Here is an 18,570-nt window from a genome sequence, read left to right as displayed (position 1 = left end):
TAGGCTGAGGGCCGTTCCGTCAAGGAGCGGCCCTCAGTCGTTTTTGTGTTTGTCGAGCAGTAGTGCGGAGCAGGAGAGGTGCAGGTCGTGGCGGAGTCCCGAGGCTCAGGTCAGCAGCGTGGCGGTCAGGGAGGTCGCGACTCCCGTGGCAGCCGTGACGGTGAGCGGCGAGGTCGTGACCGGGGAGGACGCAGCGGTCCGCCCGAGCGGGGCCGTGGTGATCGCCGCGGTGACTGGAAGGGTCGGGGTGGCGACGACGCCGCGGCGCGCACCCAGTCGCAGCAGCGCTACGACGGACCCGAGATCCCCGAGCACGTCACGGGCAAGGAGCTGGACCGCTCGATCTCGGCCCAGCTCCGCTCGCTGCCCGACAAGCTGGCGCTGCGGGTGGCCCGTCACCTCGTGGCTGCGGGGGAGCTGATCGACCGCGACCCGCGCACGGCGTACGAGCACACCCTGGCGGCGCGGGCTCGCGCCAGCCGGCTGGCCGTGGTGCGTGAGGCCGTGGGGGAGGCGGCCTACGCCGCCGGCGAGTACGCGGAGGCGCTCACCGAGCTGCGGGCCGCCAAGCGGATGAACGGCGCCCAGGACTACGTCGCCATCATCGCCGACTGCGAGCGCGCGCTCGGCAAGCCCGACAAGGCGCTCGCCACGGTGCGCAACGCACCCCGCGACAAGCTGGCGCCGCCGCTGTTGGCCGAGCTCACCATCGTCGAGGCCGGTGCCCGGCGTGACCGCGGCGAGCTCGACGCCGCCCTGCGCACGCTCGAGAACGCGCCGCTGATGTCGAAGTCGCGGGAGCCCTGGGTGGCGCGGCTGCGCTACGCGTACGCCGACGCGCTCGTCGAGGCGGGCCGCACGTCGGACGCCCTGACCTGGTTCCACCGCACGGAGGCCGTCGACCCCGAGCGAGCGACCGACGCGGGCGACCGCGCCCGACAGCTGGAGCGCGAGGAGCCGCAGGCGTGAGTCGTCTCGGCGCCTCCTCTCGACCGCTGCGCGAGGTGCACGACGTCGCGGTGCTCGACCTCGACGGCGTGGTCTACCGCAGCCGTGAGGCGGTGCCCCACGCCGCTGAGTCGCTCAACGAGGCCCAGGCGCAGGGGATGCACCTCGCCTTCGTCACCAACAACGCCTCCCGCACGCCCAGCACGGTGGGCGAGCACCTGCGCTCCCTCGGCGTCGAGGCCTCCGACGACGACGTCGTGACGAGCGCGCAGGCGGCGGCCTCGTTGCTGGCGCGCGAGCTGCCGGCAGGCAGCGCGGTGCTGCTGCTGGGCGGCGACGGTCTCGACCACGCGCTGCGGGAGCGTGGGCTGCGACCCGTGACCTCCCTCGACGACGATCCGGTCGCCGTGGCGCAGGGTTACGGACCGGACGTCCCGTGGAGCCGGATGTCGCTCGGCGCCCAGCTCGTGGCCGAGGGACTGCCGTGGGTGGCGAGCAACACCGACCTCACGGTCCCCACGGCACGGGGCCTCGCTCCCGGCAACGGCGCGGCGGTCGAGATGGTCGCGCGCTTCGCGGGCCGCGAGCCGGTGGTGGCGGGCAAGCCCCAGCGACCGCTCTTCGAGGAGACGCTGGCCAGGGTGGGCGGAGAGCGACCCCTCGTGGTCGGTGACCGCCTCGACACCGACATCGAGGGTGCGGTGACGCTGGGCTGGCCGAGCCTGCTCGTGCTCACCGGGGTCACCGGCCTGCCGGAGCTCGTCGCCGCGTCGCCCGCGCAGCGCCCGACGTACGTCGGCGCCGACCTCCGGGCGCTGGCCGATCCCCAGCCGGCCCCCGAGGGGAGCGACGGCGTCGCCTCCCTCGGTGGCTGGACCGCCCGGGTCGAGGAGGCTCACCTGGTGGTCGAGGGTGACGGGGAGGTGGCCGACTGGTGGCGGGTCGTGGCCGAGGTCGCCTGGCACCACCTCGACACGCACGACGAGCCTGTCGCGACCGACGGCGTACGCCCTCCCGGGTAGCGTGAGCCCATGAGCGAGCTGCCCTCCGACCGCCCGGCCGCCGTCCCCGGCGACGACCTCGCCGAGCTGCTGCGGCCGCTGCAGGACCTCGAGGAGCGGCCGGTCGCCGAGCACGTGGCCGCCTACGAGTCGGTCCACGCCGGCCTGCGGCGGGTGCTCGCGGGCGAGGACGACCCGCAGGGCTGAGGCGTGGCGCCTCGTCGGCTGCGGCTCGACGCCGAGCTCGTCCGCCGCGGGCTCGCGCGCTCGCGCGAGCACGCCTCACAGCTGATCGCCGCCGGACGGGTGACGGTCAACAAGGAGGTCGCCCGCAAGGCGGCCACCGCCGTCACCACCGATGCCGACCTCGTGGTGCGCCCCGATGCTACCGCGCCCGACTACGCCAGCCGGGGCGGCCACAAGCTGGCGGGGGCCCTGGAGGCCTTCGGCCCGCTCGGCCTGGCGGTCGACGGACGACGCTGCCTCGACGCGGGCGCCTCCACCGGTGGCTTCACCGACGTGCTGCTCCGCGCCGGCGCGCGCGAGGTGGTCGCCGTCGACGTGGGCTACGGCCAGCTGGTGTGGCGGCTGCAGGACGACCCGCGGGTGCGGGTCGTCGACCGCACCAACGTGCGCGACCTCGACCTCGAGCTCACCGGCGGTCCCGTGGACGTCGTCGTCGGCGACCTGTCCTTCATCTCGCTCACCCTCGTCCTGCCCGCGCTGCTGGGGGTGGTCCGTCCCGACGGCGACCTGGCGCTGATGGTCAAGCCGCAGTTCGAGGTCGGGAAGGAGCGGCTCGGCCGGGGCGGCGTCGTGCGCGACCCCGGGCTGCGGGCGGAGGCCGTGCGCACCGTCGTCGGCGTGGCCGCCGCCGCCGGCTGGGGTGCCCGCGCCGTGGCGACCAGCCCGCTGCCGGGCCCCTCGGGCAACGTGGAGTTCTTCGTGTGGCTGCGCCAGGGGCCGCGCAGCCTCACCGACGCCGACATCGCGGCGGGGGTGGCGCGCTCCGCCTCGTTGACGGACCCGGGTGAGAGGGTGTGAGCGTGACGACGACGCCGGCCGACCCCGACCAGGAGCTGCGCCGCATCCTGGTCGTCGCGCACGCCGGACGCGCGGAGGCGCGAGACGTCGCCCGCGACGTCGTGACCTCGCTGCTGGGTCACGGCCTGGTCGTGCGGATGCTCGAGGACGAGGCCAAGGAGGTCGACCTGCCCTCCGGCGCGCTCGTCGAGACGGTCACGGCCGACGCCGTGGGCGCGGAGGAGTGCGAGCTGGCGCTCGTGATCGGTGGCGACGGCACCATCCTGCGTGCCGGTGAGCTGATCCACGGCACCCGCACCCCGGTGCTGGGCCTCAACCTCGGTCACGTCGGCTTCCTCGCGGAGGCCGAGAGCGAGGAGGTCGACACCGTCATCGAGCGCGTCGTGGCGCGGGAGTGGACCAGCGAGGACCGGCTCACCCTCGAGGTGTCGGTCTTCCGCGACAAGGAGCTCCTCGAGACCACCTGGGCGCTCAACGAGGCCAGTGTCGAGAAGGCCGCCCGCTCGCGGATGCTCGAGGTCGTCGTCGAGGTCGACGGCCGGCCGGTGAGCCGCTTCGGGTGCGACGGCATCGTGTGCGCCACCCCCACGGGCTCCACCGCCTACAACTTCAGCGCGGGCGGCCCCGTGGTCTGGCCCGAGGTCGAGGCCCTGCTCATGGTGCCCATCAGCGCCCACGCGCTCTTCGCGCGCCCCATGGTGGTGGCGCCGTCGTCGACGCTGGCCGTCGAGGTGCTTCCCCGCAACGAGGGTGCCGGCGTGCTCTGGGCCGACGGCCGCCGCACGGTCGACCTGCCGCCCGGTGCCCGCATCGAGGTGCGCCGCGGGACGGTGCCGCTGCGGCTGGCACGGCTCCACACGGCGCCCTTCACCGACCGGCTCGTCGCCAAGTTCGGTCTCTCCGTCGAGGGCTGGCGAGGCGCCGCGGAGCGTCGTCGGCGCCAGCAGGAGGCCGAGGTGGAGCCGTGATCGAGGAGATCCGGATCAGCTCGCTCGGGGTGATCGACGAGTCCGTCCTGGAGCTCGGCCCCGGTCTGAGCGTGATCACCGGCGAGACCGGCGCCGGCAAGACGATGCTCGTGACGGCCCTCGGGCTGCTGCTCGGCGGTCGTGCCGACTCCGGGCGCGTGCGCAGCGGGAGCCGGGCGGCGCGCGTGGAGGGCGTGGTCGCCGCTGGTCCGCTCGAGGCGCTGGTCGAGGAGCACGGCGCCGAGGCGGAGGCCGGCTCGGTGCTGCTCGCCCGGCAGGTCTCGGCCGAGGGCCGCTCCCGCGCCTACCTCGGCGGTGTCGCGGTGCCGGCCGGGGTGCTCGCGACCGCGGGGGAGACCCTGGTCGCCGTCCACGGACAGTCCGACCAGCACCGCCTGCTGCGTCCCGAGGCCCAGCGCGAGGCGCTCGACGCCTTCGCCGGCGCGCCGCTGGTCCCGGTCGCCGAGCGCTACCGCGCGGCGTACGTGCGGCTGCGCGAGGTGGAGCAGGAGCTGCGCGACGTGCTCGGCTCCGCCCGGGAGCGGGCCCGCGAGGCCGACGTGCTCCGGCTGGGCCTCCAGGAGATCGAGGCCGTCGAGCCGCGACCCGGCGAGGACGCCGAGCTCGCGGCGGAGGAGGCCCGTCTCGGCTTCGCCGACGCCCTGCGTGCCGCTGCGGAGACGGCGCGCGAGTCGCTCTCCGCCGAGGACGGCAGCCCCGACGCCCTGGCGACCGTCTCGGCGGCCCGCCGGGCGCTGGAGTCCGTGCGCGAGCACGACCCGCGGGTGGCCGAGCTCTCCGACCGCGTGGCCGAGGTGAGCTACCTGCTCTCCGACGTGGCCGCCGACGTGGCGTCCTACGCCACGTCCGTCGACACCGACCCGGCGCGCCTGGCGGGGGTCTCCGAGCGCCGAGCGGCGCTGACCGCCCTGCAGCGCAAGTACGGCGAGACGATCGACGAGGTGCTGGCCTGGGCCGAGGACGCCGCTCGCCGGCTGCTGCAGCTCGACACCAGCGACGAGCGGGTCGAGGGACTGCGCGCCGAGCGCCGCGACCTGCGCTCGGCGCTGGCGAACGACGCCGCCGCGCTCTTCGCGCTGCGTCGCGACGCGGCGGCGAGGCTGGGCGACCGGGTGACCACCGAGCTGCACAGCCTGTCCATGCCGCACGCCCAGGTGGAGGCCCGGGTCTCGCGCAGCCTCGACGAGCGCGGTCTGGAGATCGACGGCGAGACCGTCGCCTTCGGGCCCCACGGCGTCGACGAGGTCGAGCTGCTGCTGGCCGCCAACACGGGCTCCGACCTGCGCGCCCTCGGCAAAGGCGCCTCGGGTGGTGAGCTCTCGCGGGTGATGCTGGCCGTGGAGGTCTGCCTGGCCGAGACGCGCCCGGTGCCCACCTTCGTCTTCGACGAGGTCGACGCCGGGGTGGGCGGCAAGGCCGCCGTCGAGATCGGACGCCGGCTCGCCGCGCTGGCGCGGCACTCCCAGGTGCTGGTGGTCACCCACCTGCCCCAGGTGGCCGCCTTCGCCGACCGCCACGTGGTGGTGCGCAAGTCGAGCGACGGCTCGGTCACGACCTCCGGGCTCGAGCTGCTCGACGACGCCGGCCGGGTGCGCGAGCTCTCCCGCATGCTGGCCGGCCTCGAGGCATCCGACTCGGCCATGGCCCACGCCGAGGAGCTCCTCGAGATGGCACGACGCGCCTAGGTGGGCGGGTCGGCGTACGTGCTCGGTCGAAATCCCTGTTAGGCTCGAACCCCGTGGAGATGGACGCAGATCGAGCCCACGGGGAGCCTCGTTGGTAGCCGCGCAGCCGACCAAGCACGTGTTCGTGACCGGAGGCGTCGCCTCGTCCCTCGGCAAGGGGCTGACCGCCTCGAGCCTGGGTCGACTGCTTCGCTCCCGTGGCCTGCGCGTGACCATGCAGAAGCTGGATCCCTACCTCAACGTGGATCCGGGGACGATGAACCCCTTCCAGCACGGTGAGGTCTTCGTCACCAACGACGGGGCGGAGACCGACCTCGACGTGGGTCACTACGAGCGCTTCCTCGACACCGACCTCGGCCAGATCGCCAACGTCACCACCGGGCAGGTCTACAGCTCGGTGATCGCACGCGAGCGACGTGGCGACTACCTCGGTGACACGGTGCAGGTGATCCCGCACATCACCAACGAGATCAAGGACCGCGTGCTCGCCATGGGCGGTGACGACGTCGACGTCGTCATCACCGAGGTGGGCGGCACCGTCGGCGACATCGAGTCGCTGCCCTTCCTCGAGGCGGCCCGTCAGGTGCGCCACGACGTGGGCCGCGACAACGTCTTCTTCCTGCACGTCTCGCTGGTGCCGTGGATCGGTCCGAGCCAGGAGCTGAAGACCAAGCCCACGCAGCACTCGGTGGCGGCGCTGCGCTCGATCGGCATCCAGCCCGACGCGGTGGTGTGCCGCGCCGACCGCGAGCTGCCCGTCTCGGTGAAGAAGAAGATCTCGCTGATGTGCGACGTCGACCAGGAGGCCGTCGTCACGGCGGCCGACGCGCCGTCGATCTACGACATCCCCAAGGTGCTGCACCGCGAGGGACTCGACGCCTACCTCGTGCGCCGGCTCAACCTGCCCTTCCGCGACGTCGACTGGACGCTGTGGGACGACCTGCTGCGCCGGGTGCACCACCCCAACGAGGAGGTGACGGTCGCGCTCGTCGGCAAGTACGTCGACCTGCCCGACGCCTACCTCTCGGTGGTGGAGGCGCTGCGCGCCGGCGGCTTCGCCCACGAGGCGAAGGTCAACATCTCCTGGGTGCCCTCCGACGAGTGCGCCACCCCCGAGGGGGCGGCCCGCCGCCTCGGCGACGTCGACGCGGTCTGCGTGCCCGGCGGCTTCGGCATCCGCGGCATCGAGGGCAAGCTCGGCGCCCTGACCTACGCCCGCACCCACAAGATCCCCACGCTGGGCCTGTGCCTGGGCCTGCAGTGCATGGTGATCGAGTTCGCGCGCAACGTCGCGGGCCTGGAGAAGGCCGCCTCGACCGAGTTCGACGCCGAGGCGCCCGAGCCGGTGGTCGCGACGATGGCCGAGCAGAAGGCCTTCGTCGAAGGCGCCGGCGACCTGGGCGGCACCATGCGGCTGGGGCTCTACCCCGCCGACCTGGCCGAGGGCAGCGTGGTGCGGGCGGCGTACGGCGAGGCACGGGTCGAGGAGCGCCACCGGCACCGCTACGAGGTCAACAACGCCTACCGCGAGCAGCTCGCGTCGGCGGGCCTGGTCTTCTCGGGCACCTCCCCGGACGACGAGCTCGTCGAGTTCGTCGAGCTGCCGGGCGAGGTGCACCCCTACTACGTCTCGACGCAGGCGCACCCGGAGCTGCGGTCACGCCCGACCCGTCCCCACCCGCTCTTCGCGGGCCTGGTGGGCGCCGCGATCCAGCGGCAGCGCGAGCTGGAGATCCCGCTCGAGGAGAGCGCGCTCCGGCGACGCTGGGTGGCCGACGAGACGGAGGTCGTCGCGGAGGACGCCCCTGCCGCGGTCGAGGCCTGAGTGCGCCCCGACGCTCCCACGGCCGTCGCGTCCGAGCTGACCGACGAGCCGGGCAGCTGGCCGGTCACGGACTCGCAGCACGCCTACCGCAGCTCGTGGATCGTGAACCTGCGACAGGACCGGGTGCACCGTCCGGGTCATCCCGACGACGCCCGCGACCGGCTGGTGCTCGAGCACCCCGGCGCGGTGGTGGTGCTCGCGGTCGACGACCGCGAGCGGGTGGCCTGCCTGCGGCAGTACCGCCACGCCGGCCCGGGCTGGTTCGTCGAGCTGCCCGCGGGCGTGCTCGACAGCGCCGAGCCGCCGCTGCAGACCGCCCGGCGAGAGCTGCGCGAGGAGGTCGAGCTCGCCGCCGACGAGTGGCGCGACCTGGGCACGCTGCGTCCGAGCGTCGGCATCACCGCCGAGCGCCAGCACCTCTTCCTGGCGCGCGGGCTCAGCCACGTCGACCGCGGCGACTTCGAGCTCCAGGCGGAGGAGGCCGAGATGTCGGTCTTCTGGGCGCCCGTCGACGACATGGTGGAGGCGGTGCTCGACGGGCGGCTCACCACCAGCGCCCTGGTCACCGCCGTCCTCTCCTACGACGCGCTCCGGCGGCGGGGGCGGCTGTGACCGACGTCCGCGCCCTGCTGGACGAGCATCCGGTGCTCGACGGCCACAACGACCTGCTCTGGGCGCTGCGCGAGCGGGTCGGCTACGACTTCGCGCGCGCCGAGCTCACCGACACCGAGGCGTGCCGGGCCCACGGGCTGCACACCGACCTGCCGCGGGCGCGCGCCGGCGGCCTAGGCGCGCAGTTCTGGTCGGTCTACGTGCCCTCCACGCTGGCCCCCGCCGAGGTGCTGACCGCGACGCTGGAGCAGGTCGACGCCGGGCACGCGATGCTGGCCCGCTACGCCGACCGGCTCGCCCCGGCGACGGGGGTGGCCGACGTCGAGCGTGCCTGGGCGCAGGGACGGCTCGCGAGCCTGATGGGTGCCGAGGGCGGCCACCAGATCGGCGGGTCGCTCGGCACCCTGCGGATGCTCCACCGCTTGGGCGTGCGCTACCTGACGCTGACCCACAACGACAACGTCGCGTGGGCCGACTCCGCCACCGACGAGCCCGTGCTGGGAGGTCTCTCCGACTTCGGCCGCGAGGTGGTGCGCGAGATGAACCGCATCGGCATGCTGGTCGACCTCAGCCACGTCAGCGACGGCACCATGCGCGACGCCCTCGACACGACCTCGGTGCCGGTGATCTTCAGCCACTCCTCGGCACGCGCCGTCACCGAGCACCCGCGCAACGTGCCCGACGACGTGCTCGCCCGGCTGCCGCACAACGGTGGGGTCTGCATGGTCACCTTCGTGCCCCGTTTCGTCAGCAACGCCGTGGCGCAGTGGGACGAGGAGGTGCAGCGGGCCGCGCTGGCCGAGGGGATCCGCCACACCGACCTGACGGCGTACCACCCCTTCCAGAGCGCGTACGCCGCCACGCATCCCGAGCCCGTCAGCACCCTCGCCGACGTGGTCGCACACCTCGAGCACGTGCGCGAGGTGGCCGGCATCGAGCACGTCGGGCTGGGCGGCGACTACGACGGCGTCGAGACGCTGCCCGCCGGTCTCGACGACGTCACCGGCTACCCGCGGCTGCTGCAGGCGCTCGCCGACCGGGGCTGGAGCCGGGACGACCTGGCCGCCCTGACGTGCCGCAACGTGCTGCGCGCGATGGGCGACGCCGGCTTGTCGTGACCCGATCCGTGAGCAGGGTCACCCCGGCATAGACTCACCGGCACCGCCCCAGGGGAGGAGCCCACGTTGCGCATCGGTGTGCCCAAGGAAGTCAAGAACCACGAGTACCGCGTGGCCATCACGCCGATCGGCGTCCACGAGCTGGTCTCCCACGGCCACGAGGTCACCGTCGAGAAGGACGCCGGCGTCGGCTCCCAGATCTCCGACGACGACTACCGCGCCGCGGGCGCCACCATCATCGACTCCGCGGACGACGTCTGGGGCGGGGCCGAGATGGTGCTCAAGGTCAAGGAGCCGGTCGCCGAGGAGTACCACCGCATGCGCGAGGGGCTGACGCTCTTCACCTTCCTCCACCTCGCCGCCGACGAGCCCTTGACCCGCGAGCTGGTCGAGCGCCGCGTCACCGGCATCGCCTACGAGACCGTGCAGCTGCCCTCGGGGTCGCTGCCGCTGCTCTACCCGATGTCGGAGGTGGCGGGCTGCCTCGCGCCGCAGGTCGGCGCGCACTCGCTGATGAAGGCCCAGGGCGGACGCGGCGTCCTGCTCGGGGGCGTAGGCGGCGTCGCCAACGCGAAGGTCGTCGTCATCGGGGCCGGGGTCTCGGGCCAGAACGCCGCCAACATCGCGCTGGGCATGGGCGCCGACGTCACGCTCCTCGACACCGACCTCGACAAGCTGCGGATGTCGTTCTGGCGCTACGACAACCGGGTGCGCGGGCTGGCGTCGTCCAAGCTCGCGATCGAGCAGCAGGTGCTGGAGGCCGACCTCGTCATCGGTGCCGTGCTGATCCCCGGCGCCAAGGCGCCCAAGCTGGTCAGCAACGACCTGGTCTCGCGGATGAAGCCCGGCGCGGTGCTGGTCGACATCGCCGTCGACCAGGGCGGCTGCTTCGAGGACACCCGGCCCACCACCCACGCCGACCCCACCTTCCCGGTGCACGACACGGTCTTCTACTGCGTGGCCAACATGCCCGGCGCCGTGCCCAACACCTCGACGTACGCCCTGACCAACGCCACGCTGCCCTACACCGTCGCGCTGGCCGACAAGGGCTGGGCCGACGCCTGCCGCGCCGACGCCTCGCTGGCGCTGGGGCTCAACACCCACGCCGGTCAGGTGACCAACGAGCCCGTGGGCACGGCGCACGGGATGCCGTCGGTCTCGCTGGACGAGGTGCTGGCCTGAGGTCCGAGCCGACGTGAGCCAGGCAGCCGCCCCGGGGCCGGGCCCGCTGGTGCGGGCCGTGCGCACCTACCTCGACCACCTCGTCGTCGAGCGCGGCCTGGCGCCCAACTCGGTCAGCTCCTACAAGCGCGACCTGCGGCGCTACCTCGGGCACCTCGACGCCCAGGGCGTCGGCTCGCTCGACGAGGTCACCGAGCAGACCGTCACCGGCTTCCTGGTGGCGCTGCGCGAGGGCGACGCGGAGCACCAGCCACTGTCGGCGACCTCGGCGGCCCGCACGGTGGTCGCGGTCCGCGGCTTCCACAAGTTCGCGCTGGCCGACGGTCTGGCGACCCACGACCCGTCGGCCGCGGTCCGGCCACCCAGCCCGACCAAGCGGCTCCCCAAGGCCGTCCCGCTCGGGGTCGTCGAGCAGCTGCTCGAGGCGGCCGGGGCGCCGGGCACCCCGCTGGCGCTGCGCGACCGCGCCCTGCTGGAGGTGCTCTACGGCACCGGCGCCCGGATCTCGGAGGCCGTCGGGCTCGACGTCGACGACCTCGACCTGGCCTCCGACGACCCCGCCGACCACACCGTGCTGCTGCGCGGCAAGGGGTCGAAGGAGCGGGTGGTGCCCGTGGGGCGCTACGCCCGCGAGGCCGTGGCGGCGTACCTCACCCGGGGGCGGCCGGCGCTGGCGGAGTCGGGCGGCGCGCGGGGCGCGATGTTCCTCAACGCGCGGGGTGGCCGGCTCTCGCGGCAGAGCGCGTGGTCGGTGCTCGTCAAGGCCGCCGACCGGGCCGGCGTCACCGCCGAGATCAGCCCCCACACGCTGCGCCACTCCTTCGCCACCCACCTCCTGGAGGGCGGGGCCGACGTCCGCGTGGTGCAGGAGCTGCTCGGCCACGCCTCGGTGACCACGACCCAGGTCTACACGCTCGTCACGGTCGACTCCCTGCGCGAGGTGTACGCCGCCTCCCACCCCCGCGCCCTCGGCTGACCCCAGCGTCGTCCCCGTCTCTGCTGCGCCCACCCGCCTGAGATGCGCGCCGATCCGCCTGAGATGCCGGCATACGAGGCGGATCGGCGTGCATGTGGGGCGGGTGGGCGTGCATGTGGGGCGGATCGGCGGGGAGGTGGGCCCAGAGGTGGGCCAGTGCGGGTGCACAGGTCTGTCCACAGGTGATGAGGAATATGGGGGTCCACGGCGTGCCGCGACCCACATCGGATCCCCAGCGGGCCGACGATGGTGTGGACAACAAATGTCGACTTGTGGCCTCCGGTGGGCGCTCCTAGAGTCCCCGGGTCCGGGTGGTCGAGTCGGCGTGACCGGTGGGGTGGGGAAGCCTCGCCAGGAGGAGTGAGCAGATGAGTGGTCCCGACGGATACGGGTCGTACGGCACGTCAGCCTCGCAGATGCCCCCGTCGGTGAGACCGCCACTCGGCGCGACGCCCCAGGAGAGGGTGCTGCCCTTCCGGCAGCGCGAGGCCCAGCCCGAGGTCGAGCCCGCAGTGGAGCAGCCGGTCGTGGAGACGACCGTGGAGCAGCCCGTCGAGCAGCCGGAGGTCGTGATGGGGCCGACGGGGCGCCCCATGCCGCAGCTGCCGACGCCGGGTCCGCGGGCCGCGCACGACCGGGCGCGCGTGATCTCGATGTGCAACCAGAAGGGCGGCGTCGGCAAGACGACGACCACGATCAACCTGGGTGCCTCGCTGGCGGAGTACGGCCGCAAGGTGCTGCTGGTCGACTTCGACCCGCAGGGCTCGCTGTCGGTAGGCCTGGGCATGAACCCCCACACCATGGACCTCACGGTCTACAACCTGCTGATGCAGCGCGACGTCGCCCTCGACGAGGTCGTCGTGCCCAGCGGCGTCCCCGGCATGGACCTGCTGCCCTCCAACATCGACCTCTCCGCGGCCGAGGTGCAGCTCGTGCACGAGGTCGGTCGCGAGCAGACGCTGCAGCGGGTGCTGGCGCCGGCGCTGGAGCACTACGACGTCGTGCTCATCGACTGCCAGCCGTCGCTGGGCCTGCTCACCGTCAACGCGCTGACCGCCTCCGACGGCGTGATCGTGCCGCTGGAGTGCGAGTACTTCGCGCTGCGCGGGGTCGCGCTGCTCAAGACCACCATCGACAAGGTGCGCGAGCGGCTCAACCCGCGGCTGCAGGTCGACGGCGTGCTCGGCACCATGTACGACGGCCGCACCCTGCACGGTCGCGAGGTCATGCAGCGGCTCGTCGAGGCGTGGGGCGACACCGTCTTCCACACCGTGATCCGGCGCACCGTGAAGTTCAGCGACTCGACCGTGGCCGGCGAGCCCATCACGACGTACGCCGGCAGCACCCCGGCCGCGGAGTCCTACCGCCAGCTCGCCCGGGAGGTGCTCGTCCGGTGCCCCGACGCGTGAGCCTGCCGGCCGCCGACGACCTCTTCCGTCCGAGTGCGCCGCAGCAGCAGCAGCGCGAGGTGCGGGCCGTGCCGGACGAGCCGTCCCGGGTCGTGCAGGCGGCCGAGGAGCCGGCCCCCCGGCGCTCGAGCGGCCGCGTGCGCCACGACGAGAAGATGACCGTCTACGTCACCGCCGAGGAGCTGCTCGACCTCGAGCACGCCCGGCTGACGCTGCGGCGCGACCAGGGTCTCGCCGTCGACCGCGGGCGCCTGGTGCGCGAGGCCGTGGCGATGGCGCTCGCCGACCTCGAGAGCAACGGCGAGGACAGCGAGATCGTGCGCCGTCTGCTCGCCCGGTGAGGGCCGGGTGAGTCCCCGGTGACCGAGACCCTGGCGCCGTCGGCCGGCACGGAGGCCGCGGACGCCGTGGAGGCCCCGGAGACCGAGGGCGGCCCGAGCGCGGCCTTCTCGGTGCACCTCGACAACTTCGAGGGTCCCTTCGACCTGCTGCTCTCGCTGATCGGCAAGCACAAGCTCGACATCACCGAGGTCGCGCTCTCGCGGGTCACCGACGAGTTCATCGCTCACATCAAGGCCGCGGGGGAGCGGTGGGACCTGGAGCAGACGACCTCCTTCCTGCTCGTCGCCTCGACCCTGCTCGACCTCAAGGCAGCCCGGCTGCTGCCCCAGGGCGACGTGGAGGACGAGGAGGACCTGGCGCTGCTCGAGGCACGCGACCTGCTCTTCGCGCGGCTGCTGCAGTACCGCGCCTACAAGCAGGTCGCCTCGGTCCTGGAGCAGCGCATGGTGACCGAGGAGCGCCGCCACCCCCGGGCGGTCGGCATGGAGGAGCGCTTCGCGACGCTGCTGCCGGAGGTGCTCATCGGGCTCGGGCTCGAGGAGTTCGCCCGCCTCGCCGCGGGCGCCCTGGCCCCCAAGCCCGAGCCGCAGCTGATGCTGCAGCACATCCACGCGCCGGCCGTGAGCGTGCGCGAGCAGGCGGTGCACGTGCAGGACCGGCTCCGGCAGTCGGGCACGCTGACCTTCCGGGCGCTCGCCGCCGACGCCCCCGACACCATGACCCGGGTGGCGCGCTTCCTGGCGCTGCTCGAGCTCTTCCGTGAGGGCGTGGTCGCCTTCGAGCAGGCCACCGCGCTCAGCGAGCTGTCGATCCGCTGGACCGGCGACGAGACCACGCAGGTCGACATCGAGGACGAGTTCGACGGCGCGCCACCGCAGCCGTCACCGCAGCCGTCACCGCAGGAGGACGACGATGACCGAGACGCTTGACCAGACCGCCGGCGACACCGCAGACGAGGCCGCAGCGGAGGTCGAGGACCTGCTCGACGTGCCGCTGGCGCCGTTGCGTCCCGCCCTGGAGGCGGTGCTCATGGTCGCCGACCAGCCGCTCGACGAGTCCACGCTCGCCAGCGCCGTCGGCCACCCGGTCGCCGAGGTGCGCGAGGCGCTGGCCGCGCTGGTGGCGGAGTACGACGAGGCAGGGCGCGGCTTCGAGCTGCGCAACGTCGCGGGCGGCTGGCGCTACTACACCCGTGAGGAGCTGGCGCCCGTCGTCGAGCGCTTCGTGCTCGACGGCCAGCAGGCCCGGCTGACCCAGGCCGCCCTGGAGACCCTGGCGGTCGTGGCCTACCAGCAGCCGGTGAGCCGCAGCCGCGTCAGCGCCGTGCGCGGTGTCAACGTCGACGGCGTGATGCGCACGCTGCTCACCCGCGGACTCGTCGAGGAGGCCGGCAACGACGTCGAGAGCGGCGCGCACCTCTACCGCACCACCAGCTACTTCCTGGAGCGGATCGGCGTGACGTCGATCGAGGAGCTGCCCGAGCTGGCGCCCTTCCTGCCGGAGCTGGAGGACATGGAGGCCGAGCTGCTGGCGCAGGAGGTCTCGACAGGCTCGACCGCCGAGCAGGGGGTCTCGACAGGCTCGACCGGCGAGCAGGGGGTCTCGACAGGCTCGACCGCCGAGCAGGGGGTCTCGACAGGCTCGACCGGCGAGCAGGAGGTCTCGACAGGCTCGACCGGCGAGGGTGGCTCGACCGACGAGGTCGGATCGACCGACGGCGACGAGGGCAGGGAGTGAGCCGCGAGGTCGAGGTCGACGACGAGGGCCTGATCCGGCTGCAGAAGCTGCTGGCCCAGTCGGGGGTCGCCAGCCGCCGCAAGTGCGAGGAGCTGATGCTCGACGGGCTGGTCGAGGTCGACGGCGAGGTGGTGACGCGGCTGGGCACCAAGGTCGACCCGCGCACGGCCGTGATCCGTGTCGACGGCCGACGGCTGCCGCCGGTCAGCGACCACGTCTACCTGGCGCTCAACAAGCCCCGCGGCGTGGTCTCGACGATGTCCGACCCCGAGGGACGCCGCTCGCTCGGCGACCTGGTCGCCGAGCGGCCCGAGCGGCTCTTCCACGTGGGTCGCCTCGACACCGACACCGACGGCCTGATCCTGCTCACCAACGACGGTGACTTCGCCCAGCGACTGGCCCACCCGTCGTACGAGGTCGACAAGACCTACGTCGCGGAGGTCGCCGGCGTGCCCGAGCGCGCCACGCTGCAGCAGCTGCGCGACGGCGTCGAGCTCGACGACGGTCCGGTGCAGGTCTCACAGGTGCGGATCATCACCAGCCGGCCCGACAAGGCCGTCGTCGAGCTGGTCATCCACGAGGGCCGCAACCGGATCGTGCGCCGACTGCTGGAGCACGTGGGTCACCCCGTACGCCGCCTCACCCGCACCGCGATCGGCCCGGTGGTGCTGCGCCGCCTCCGACGGGGCGAGCTGCGCGAGCTCACCACGGAGGAGCTCGGCGCCCTGCTGGAGGCGGGCGGACTCTGACCCGCCCGGCCCCGCTAGGCTCGGGCGTCGGAGAGCAACGAGGAGGACCTGTGCACGTGCGAGCCGTCCGTGGCGCCACCCAGCTCGACGCCGACGACCGCGAGCACATGCTCGACCGCGTCGCGGAGATGGTGCGCACCGTCATGGAGGTCAACCACCTCGAGGTGCACGACTTCGTCAGCATCATCTTCACCGCGACCTCCGACCTGCACTCGGAGTTCCCGGCGTACGCCGCGCGCCAGCTGGGCTTCGACGACGTGCCGCTGATCTGCGCCAGGGAGCTCGAGATCGAGGGGTCGATGCCGCGGGTGGTGCGCCTGATGGCGCACGTGGAGACCCAGCTCGGCCGCGAGGAGATCACGCACGTCTACCTGCACGGAGCGGCCGCGCTGCGCCGCGACCTCACCCGCGTGCGCGCGGTGCCCGACGCGTGACCGCGGGGCCCGGCACCGACCTGACGGGTCCGGTGCACGTCGTCGGCACCGGACTGCTCGGCACCTCCGTGGCGCTGGCCGCCCGCAGGGCCGGCCTCGAGGTGTGGCTCAGCGACGCGAGCCCGGAGCACCTGCGCACGGCGAGCGGTCTCGGGGCCGGCACGCCCGTGCCCGAGGGGGGCGTCGCCCAGCTGACCGTGGTCGCGGTGCCGCCCGCGGCGATCGCCGGCGCCGTGGCGGAGGCGCTGCGCCGAGGCGGCGTGGTCACCGACGTCGGCAGCGTGAAGGGGCAGCCGCTGGAGCAGCTCGCCGGCCTGGTGCCCGAGCTGCTGGCGGCGTACGTCGGCAGCCACCCGATGGCGGGCAGCGAGCGGTCCGGACCGCTGGCCGCCTCGGCCGCGATCTTCGACGGTCGCCCCTGGGCGGTCACCCCCCACGCGAGCAGCGCGCCCGAGGCCACCGCCCTGGTCGAGGCGCTGGCGCGGGTCTGCGGGGCCGAGCCGGTGCGGCTCTCCCCGCACGACCACGACCGGGCCGTCGCCCGGGTCTCGCACGTGCCGCACCTGCTGGCGGTGCTGACCGCCGGCCGGCTCGCCGGTGCCAGCACCGACCACCTGGCGCTCTCGGGCCAGGGGGTGCGCGACGTGACGCGGGTGGCGGCGAGCGACCCCGCGCTGTGGCGGCAGATCCTGGGCGCCAACCGAGTGGCGGTGGCCGAGCTGCTGATCGACGTGCAGGGCGACCTCGGCCGGCTGCTCGAGGCGGTCACCGGGGGCGACGACGACGGGGTGGGTGAGATCCTGGCCCGTGGGGTGGCCGGCACCGAGGCGATCCCCGGCAAGCACGGCGGCCCGGTGCTGCCGATGGCCTCGGTGTACGTCGCCGTGCCCGACCACCCGGGCGAGCTGGCGCGGCTCTTCGCCGACGTCGGCGAGATCGGCGTCAACATCGAGGACCTCTACATCGACCACGACCCGGCCCGTCCGGTCGGCCTGGTCGAGCTGGTGGTCCGCGACGACGCCGCGGAGTCGCTGCGCACGGCGCTCGCCGCCAGGAGCTGGACCATCCACCGGTAGGATCTGCGCGGTCCGCAGGCACCGGTCGGCGATGGAGGAGTGGCACGTGAGCACGGTCGTGGTGGCGATGGACGGCCCCTCGGGGTCCGGCAAGTCGAGCACCGCCCGGGGGGTGGCCGCCCGGCTGGGGCTGCGCTACCTCGACACCGGGGCGCAGTTCCGTGCTCTGACCGCCTGGATGCTCGACCAGGGCGTCGACACGGCCTCGGCCAGCGCCGTCGCGGCGCGCGCCGAGGAGCCCACCCTGGAGTCGGGCACCGACCCGACCGCGCCGACGATCGTGGTCGACGGCACCGACGTCGCGGAGCGGATCCGCACCCAGGAGGTCACCGACCACGTGAGCGCGGTCGCGGCCGTGCCCGAGGTGCGCGCCCGGCTGCTGCGGCTGCAGCGCGAGATCATCGGCGAGGGCGGGATCGTCGTCGAGGGCCGTGACATCGGCTCCGTGGTCGCTCCCGACGCGACGCTGAAGCTCTACCTCACCGCCGACCCCGCGGCGCGGGCGCTGCGTCGCACGGCCGAGCGGGGCGCCGACGACGCCGAGTCGGTGGCGGCCACCGAGGTCGACCTGCTCCGGCGGGACGCCCTCGACTCGGGTCGAGCGACGGCACCGGCGGTGATGCCCGACGGCGCGCTGCACCTCGACACCACGCCCTACACGCTGGAGGAGGTCGTGGCGCAGGTCGTCGACCTGGTGCACGCCGCCACCGGCTCCCCGTGAGCGTGGCCGCGCACCGCGGCGCGACCCTCGAGCGCCAGGTGGACGAGGCACCGCGGACGGCGCTGCTGGCGCGAGCGCGTCCCGTCGCGCAGCGCGTGGTCTCCGCGTGGTGGGACCTGGAGGTCCACGGCGCGGAGCACGTGCCGGTCGCCGGACCCCTCGTGCTGGCGGCCAACCACGTGGGCTGGCTCGACGGCCCGCTCCTCGCCATCTGCTCCCCGCGACCCGTGCACGCCCTCACCAAGGCGGAGCTGTTCGTCGGTCCCCTCGGTCCCTTCCTGCTGGCTGCCGGGCAGATCCCGGTGCACCGTGACCGGGCCGACCCGCGGGCCGTGCGCACCGCGCGCGGGGTGCTGGAACAAGCAGGCGTGGTCGGGGTGTTCCCCGAGGGCAACCGCGGCGCGGGTGACCTGGTCACCGTGCGCTCGGGAGCGGCGTACCTCGCCATGGTGAGCGGAGCGCCCGTGGTGCCGGTGGCATTCCTCGGGACCCGCGAGCCCGGTGGGCACGCCGACTCGGTCCCGCCGCGCGGGACGCGGATGGCGATGACCTTCGGCCCCCCGCTGCAGCTGGGGCGGGTGCCGTGGCCGCGCACGCAGGCGGCCGTGGCACAGTCGGCCGCACTGGTCACCGCCGCGATCCTCCAGACCATCGGCGCGGCCGAGCGCCGCACCGGCCTGCGGCTCCCCGGGCCGCCCGCCCCCCGACCAGACGAGAAGTGA

At 73.9% G+C, this 18,570-nt stretch carries 20 protein-coding genes; all 20 read left to right on the top strand.

What is annotated here, in order from left to right:
- Positions 1–87: 87 nt before the first annotated feature.
- The 20 genes from IG63_RS0111625 (at position 88) to IG63_RS0111530 (ending at position 18,570) form a co-directional block, all read left to right on the top strand.
- Positions 88–969, top strand: coding sequence for a tetratricopeptide repeat protein (locus tag IG63_RS0111625; protein ID WP_157210142.1), 882 nt, complete (start codon positions 88–90; stop codon positions 967–969).
- Entirely contained in the window at positions 966–1,970 is a 1,005-nt protein-coding gene (locus tag IG63_RS0111620) for an HAD-IIA family hydrolase (protein WP_030484536.1), read from the top strand. Before IG63_RS0111625 ends, IG63_RS0111620 begins: the two co-directional genes overlap by 4 nt.
- Positions 1,971–1,979: 9 nt before the next feature.
- Positions 1,980–2,156, top strand: coding sequence for a hypothetical protein (locus IG63_RS22670; protein WP_157210141.1), 177 nt, complete (start codon positions 1,980–1,982; stop codon positions 2,154–2,156).
- 3 nt (positions 2,157–2,159) lie between these two features.
- Positions 2,160–2,993, top strand: coding sequence for a TlyA family RNA methyltransferase (locus IG63_RS0111610; RefSeq protein ID WP_030484535.1), 834 nt, complete (start codon positions 2,160–2,162; stop codon positions 2,991–2,993).
- A gap of 2 nt (positions 2,994–2,995) precedes the next feature.
- On the top strand, positions 2,996–3,961 hold the full coding sequence (locus tag IG63_RS0111605) for an NAD kinase (protein ID WP_084597056.1): 966 nt from the start codon (positions 2,996–2,998) through the stop codon (positions 3,959–3,961).
- Entirely contained in the window at positions 3,958–5,667 is a 1,710-nt protein-coding gene (gene recN / locus IG63_RS0111600; RefSeq protein WP_030484533.1) for a DNA repair protein RecN, read from the top strand. Before IG63_RS0111605 ends, recN begins: the two co-directional genes overlap by 4 nt.
- 118 nt (positions 5,668–5,785) lie before the next feature.
- Positions 5,786–7,492, top strand: a complete 1,707-nt coding sequence (locus IG63_RS0111595; RefSeq protein WP_425411788.1) for a CTP synthase — start codon at positions 5,786–5,788, stop codon at positions 7,490–7,492.
- Positions 7,493–8,104, top strand: coding sequence for an NUDIX domain-containing protein (locus IG63_RS0111590; RefSeq protein WP_036195272.1), 612 nt, complete (start codon positions 7,493–7,495; stop codon positions 8,102–8,104).
- Positions 8,101–9,222, top strand: coding sequence for a dipeptidase (locus IG63_RS0111585; RefSeq protein WP_030484530.1), 1,122 nt, complete (start codon positions 8,101–8,103; stop codon positions 9,220–9,222). Before IG63_RS0111590 ends, IG63_RS0111585 begins: the two co-directional genes overlap by 4 nt.
- Positions 9,223–9,288: 66 nt before the next feature.
- A complete protein-coding gene (gene ald / locus IG63_RS0111580; protein WP_030484529.1) occupies positions 9,289–10,404 on the top strand; it encodes an alanine dehydrogenase in 1,116 nt (371 codons plus the stop codon).
- A 13-nt stretch (positions 10,405–10,417) separates the two neighbouring features.
- Entirely contained in the window at positions 10,418–11,380 is a 963-nt protein-coding gene (locus tag IG63_RS0111575) for a site-specific tyrosine recombinase XerD (RefSeq protein ID WP_051706640.1), read from the top strand.
- 572 nt (positions 11,381–11,952) lie between these two features.
- Positions 11,953–12,789: a ParA family protein gene (locus IG63_RS0111570; protein ID WP_030484527.1), complete on the top strand. Its 837-nt coding sequence runs from the start codon at positions 11,953–11,955 to the stop codon at positions 12,787–12,789.
- A gap of 68 nt (positions 12,790–12,857) precedes the next feature.
- A complete protein-coding gene (locus tag IG63_RS23290; protein ID WP_425411791.1) occupies positions 12,858–13,130 on the top strand; it encodes a hypothetical protein in 273 nt (90 codons plus the stop codon).
- 18 nt (positions 13,131–13,148) lie between these two features.
- Positions 13,149–14,060, top strand: coding sequence for a segregation and condensation protein A (locus IG63_RS0111560; protein WP_030484525.1), 912 nt, complete (start codon positions 13,149–13,151; stop codon positions 14,058–14,060).
- Entirely contained in the window at positions 14,044–14,868 is an 825-nt protein-coding gene (gene scpB, locus IG63_RS20680) for an SMC-Scp complex subunit ScpB (protein ID WP_084597019.1), read from the top strand. The genes IG63_RS0111560 and scpB overlap by 17 nt, the downstream gene beginning before the upstream one ends.
- Positions 14,865–15,617: a pseudouridine synthase gene (locus tag IG63_RS0111550; protein ID WP_030484523.1), complete on the top strand. Its 753-nt coding sequence runs from the start codon at positions 14,865–14,867 to the stop codon at positions 15,615–15,617. The genes scpB and IG63_RS0111550 overlap by 4 nt, the downstream gene beginning before the upstream one ends.
- Before the next feature lie 56 nt (positions 15,618–15,673).
- Positions 15,674–16,051, top strand: a complete 378-nt coding sequence (gene aroH, locus IG63_RS0111545) for a chorismate mutase (RefSeq protein ID WP_245604412.1) — start codon at positions 15,674–15,676, stop codon at positions 16,049–16,051.
- Complete coding sequence (locus IG63_RS0111540; protein ID WP_051706638.1) at positions 16,048–17,127, top strand: prephenate dehydrogenase; 1,080 nt, start codon at positions 16,048–16,050, stop codon at positions 17,125–17,127. The genes aroH and IG63_RS0111540 overlap by 4 nt, the downstream gene beginning before the upstream one ends.
- Positions 17,128–17,173: 46 nt before the next feature.
- The gene (gene cmk / locus IG63_RS0111535) at positions 17,174–17,848 is read left to right on the top strand and encodes a (d)CMP kinase (RefSeq protein ID WP_245604411.1); all 675 of its coding nucleotides are present in this window, start codon (positions 17,174–17,176) and stop codon (positions 17,846–17,848) included.
- Positions 17,845–18,570 (top strand): lysophospholipid acyltransferase family protein, encoded by a 726-nt coding sequence (locus IG63_RS0111530; RefSeq protein ID WP_051706636.1) that lies wholly within the window; start codon positions 17,845–17,847, stop codon positions 18,568–18,570. The genes cmk and IG63_RS0111530 overlap by 4 nt, the downstream gene beginning before the upstream one ends.

Origin of the sequence: Nocardioides aequoreus, from assembly GCF_000720335.1 — a bacterium.
Taxonomy (GTDB): Bacteria; Actinomycetota; Actinomycetes; order Propionibacteriales; family Nocardioidaceae; genus Marmoricola; species Marmoricola aequoreus.
This window is presented reverse-complemented; position numbering and strand designations above follow the sequence as displayed.

Coding starts and splice junctions, on each gene's coding strand:
- IG63_RS22670 (WP_157210141.1), top strand. CDS start 1,980: ATGAGCGAGCTGCCCTCCGACCGCCCGGCCGCCGTCCCCGGCGACGAC.
- IG63_RS0111570 (WP_030484527.1), top strand. CDS start 11,953: ATGGGGCCGACGGGGCGCCCCATGCCGCAGCTGCCGACGCCGGGTCCG.
- scpB (WP_084597019.1), top strand. CDS start 14,044: ATGACCGAGACGCTTGACCAGACCGCCGGCGACACCGCAGACGAGGCC.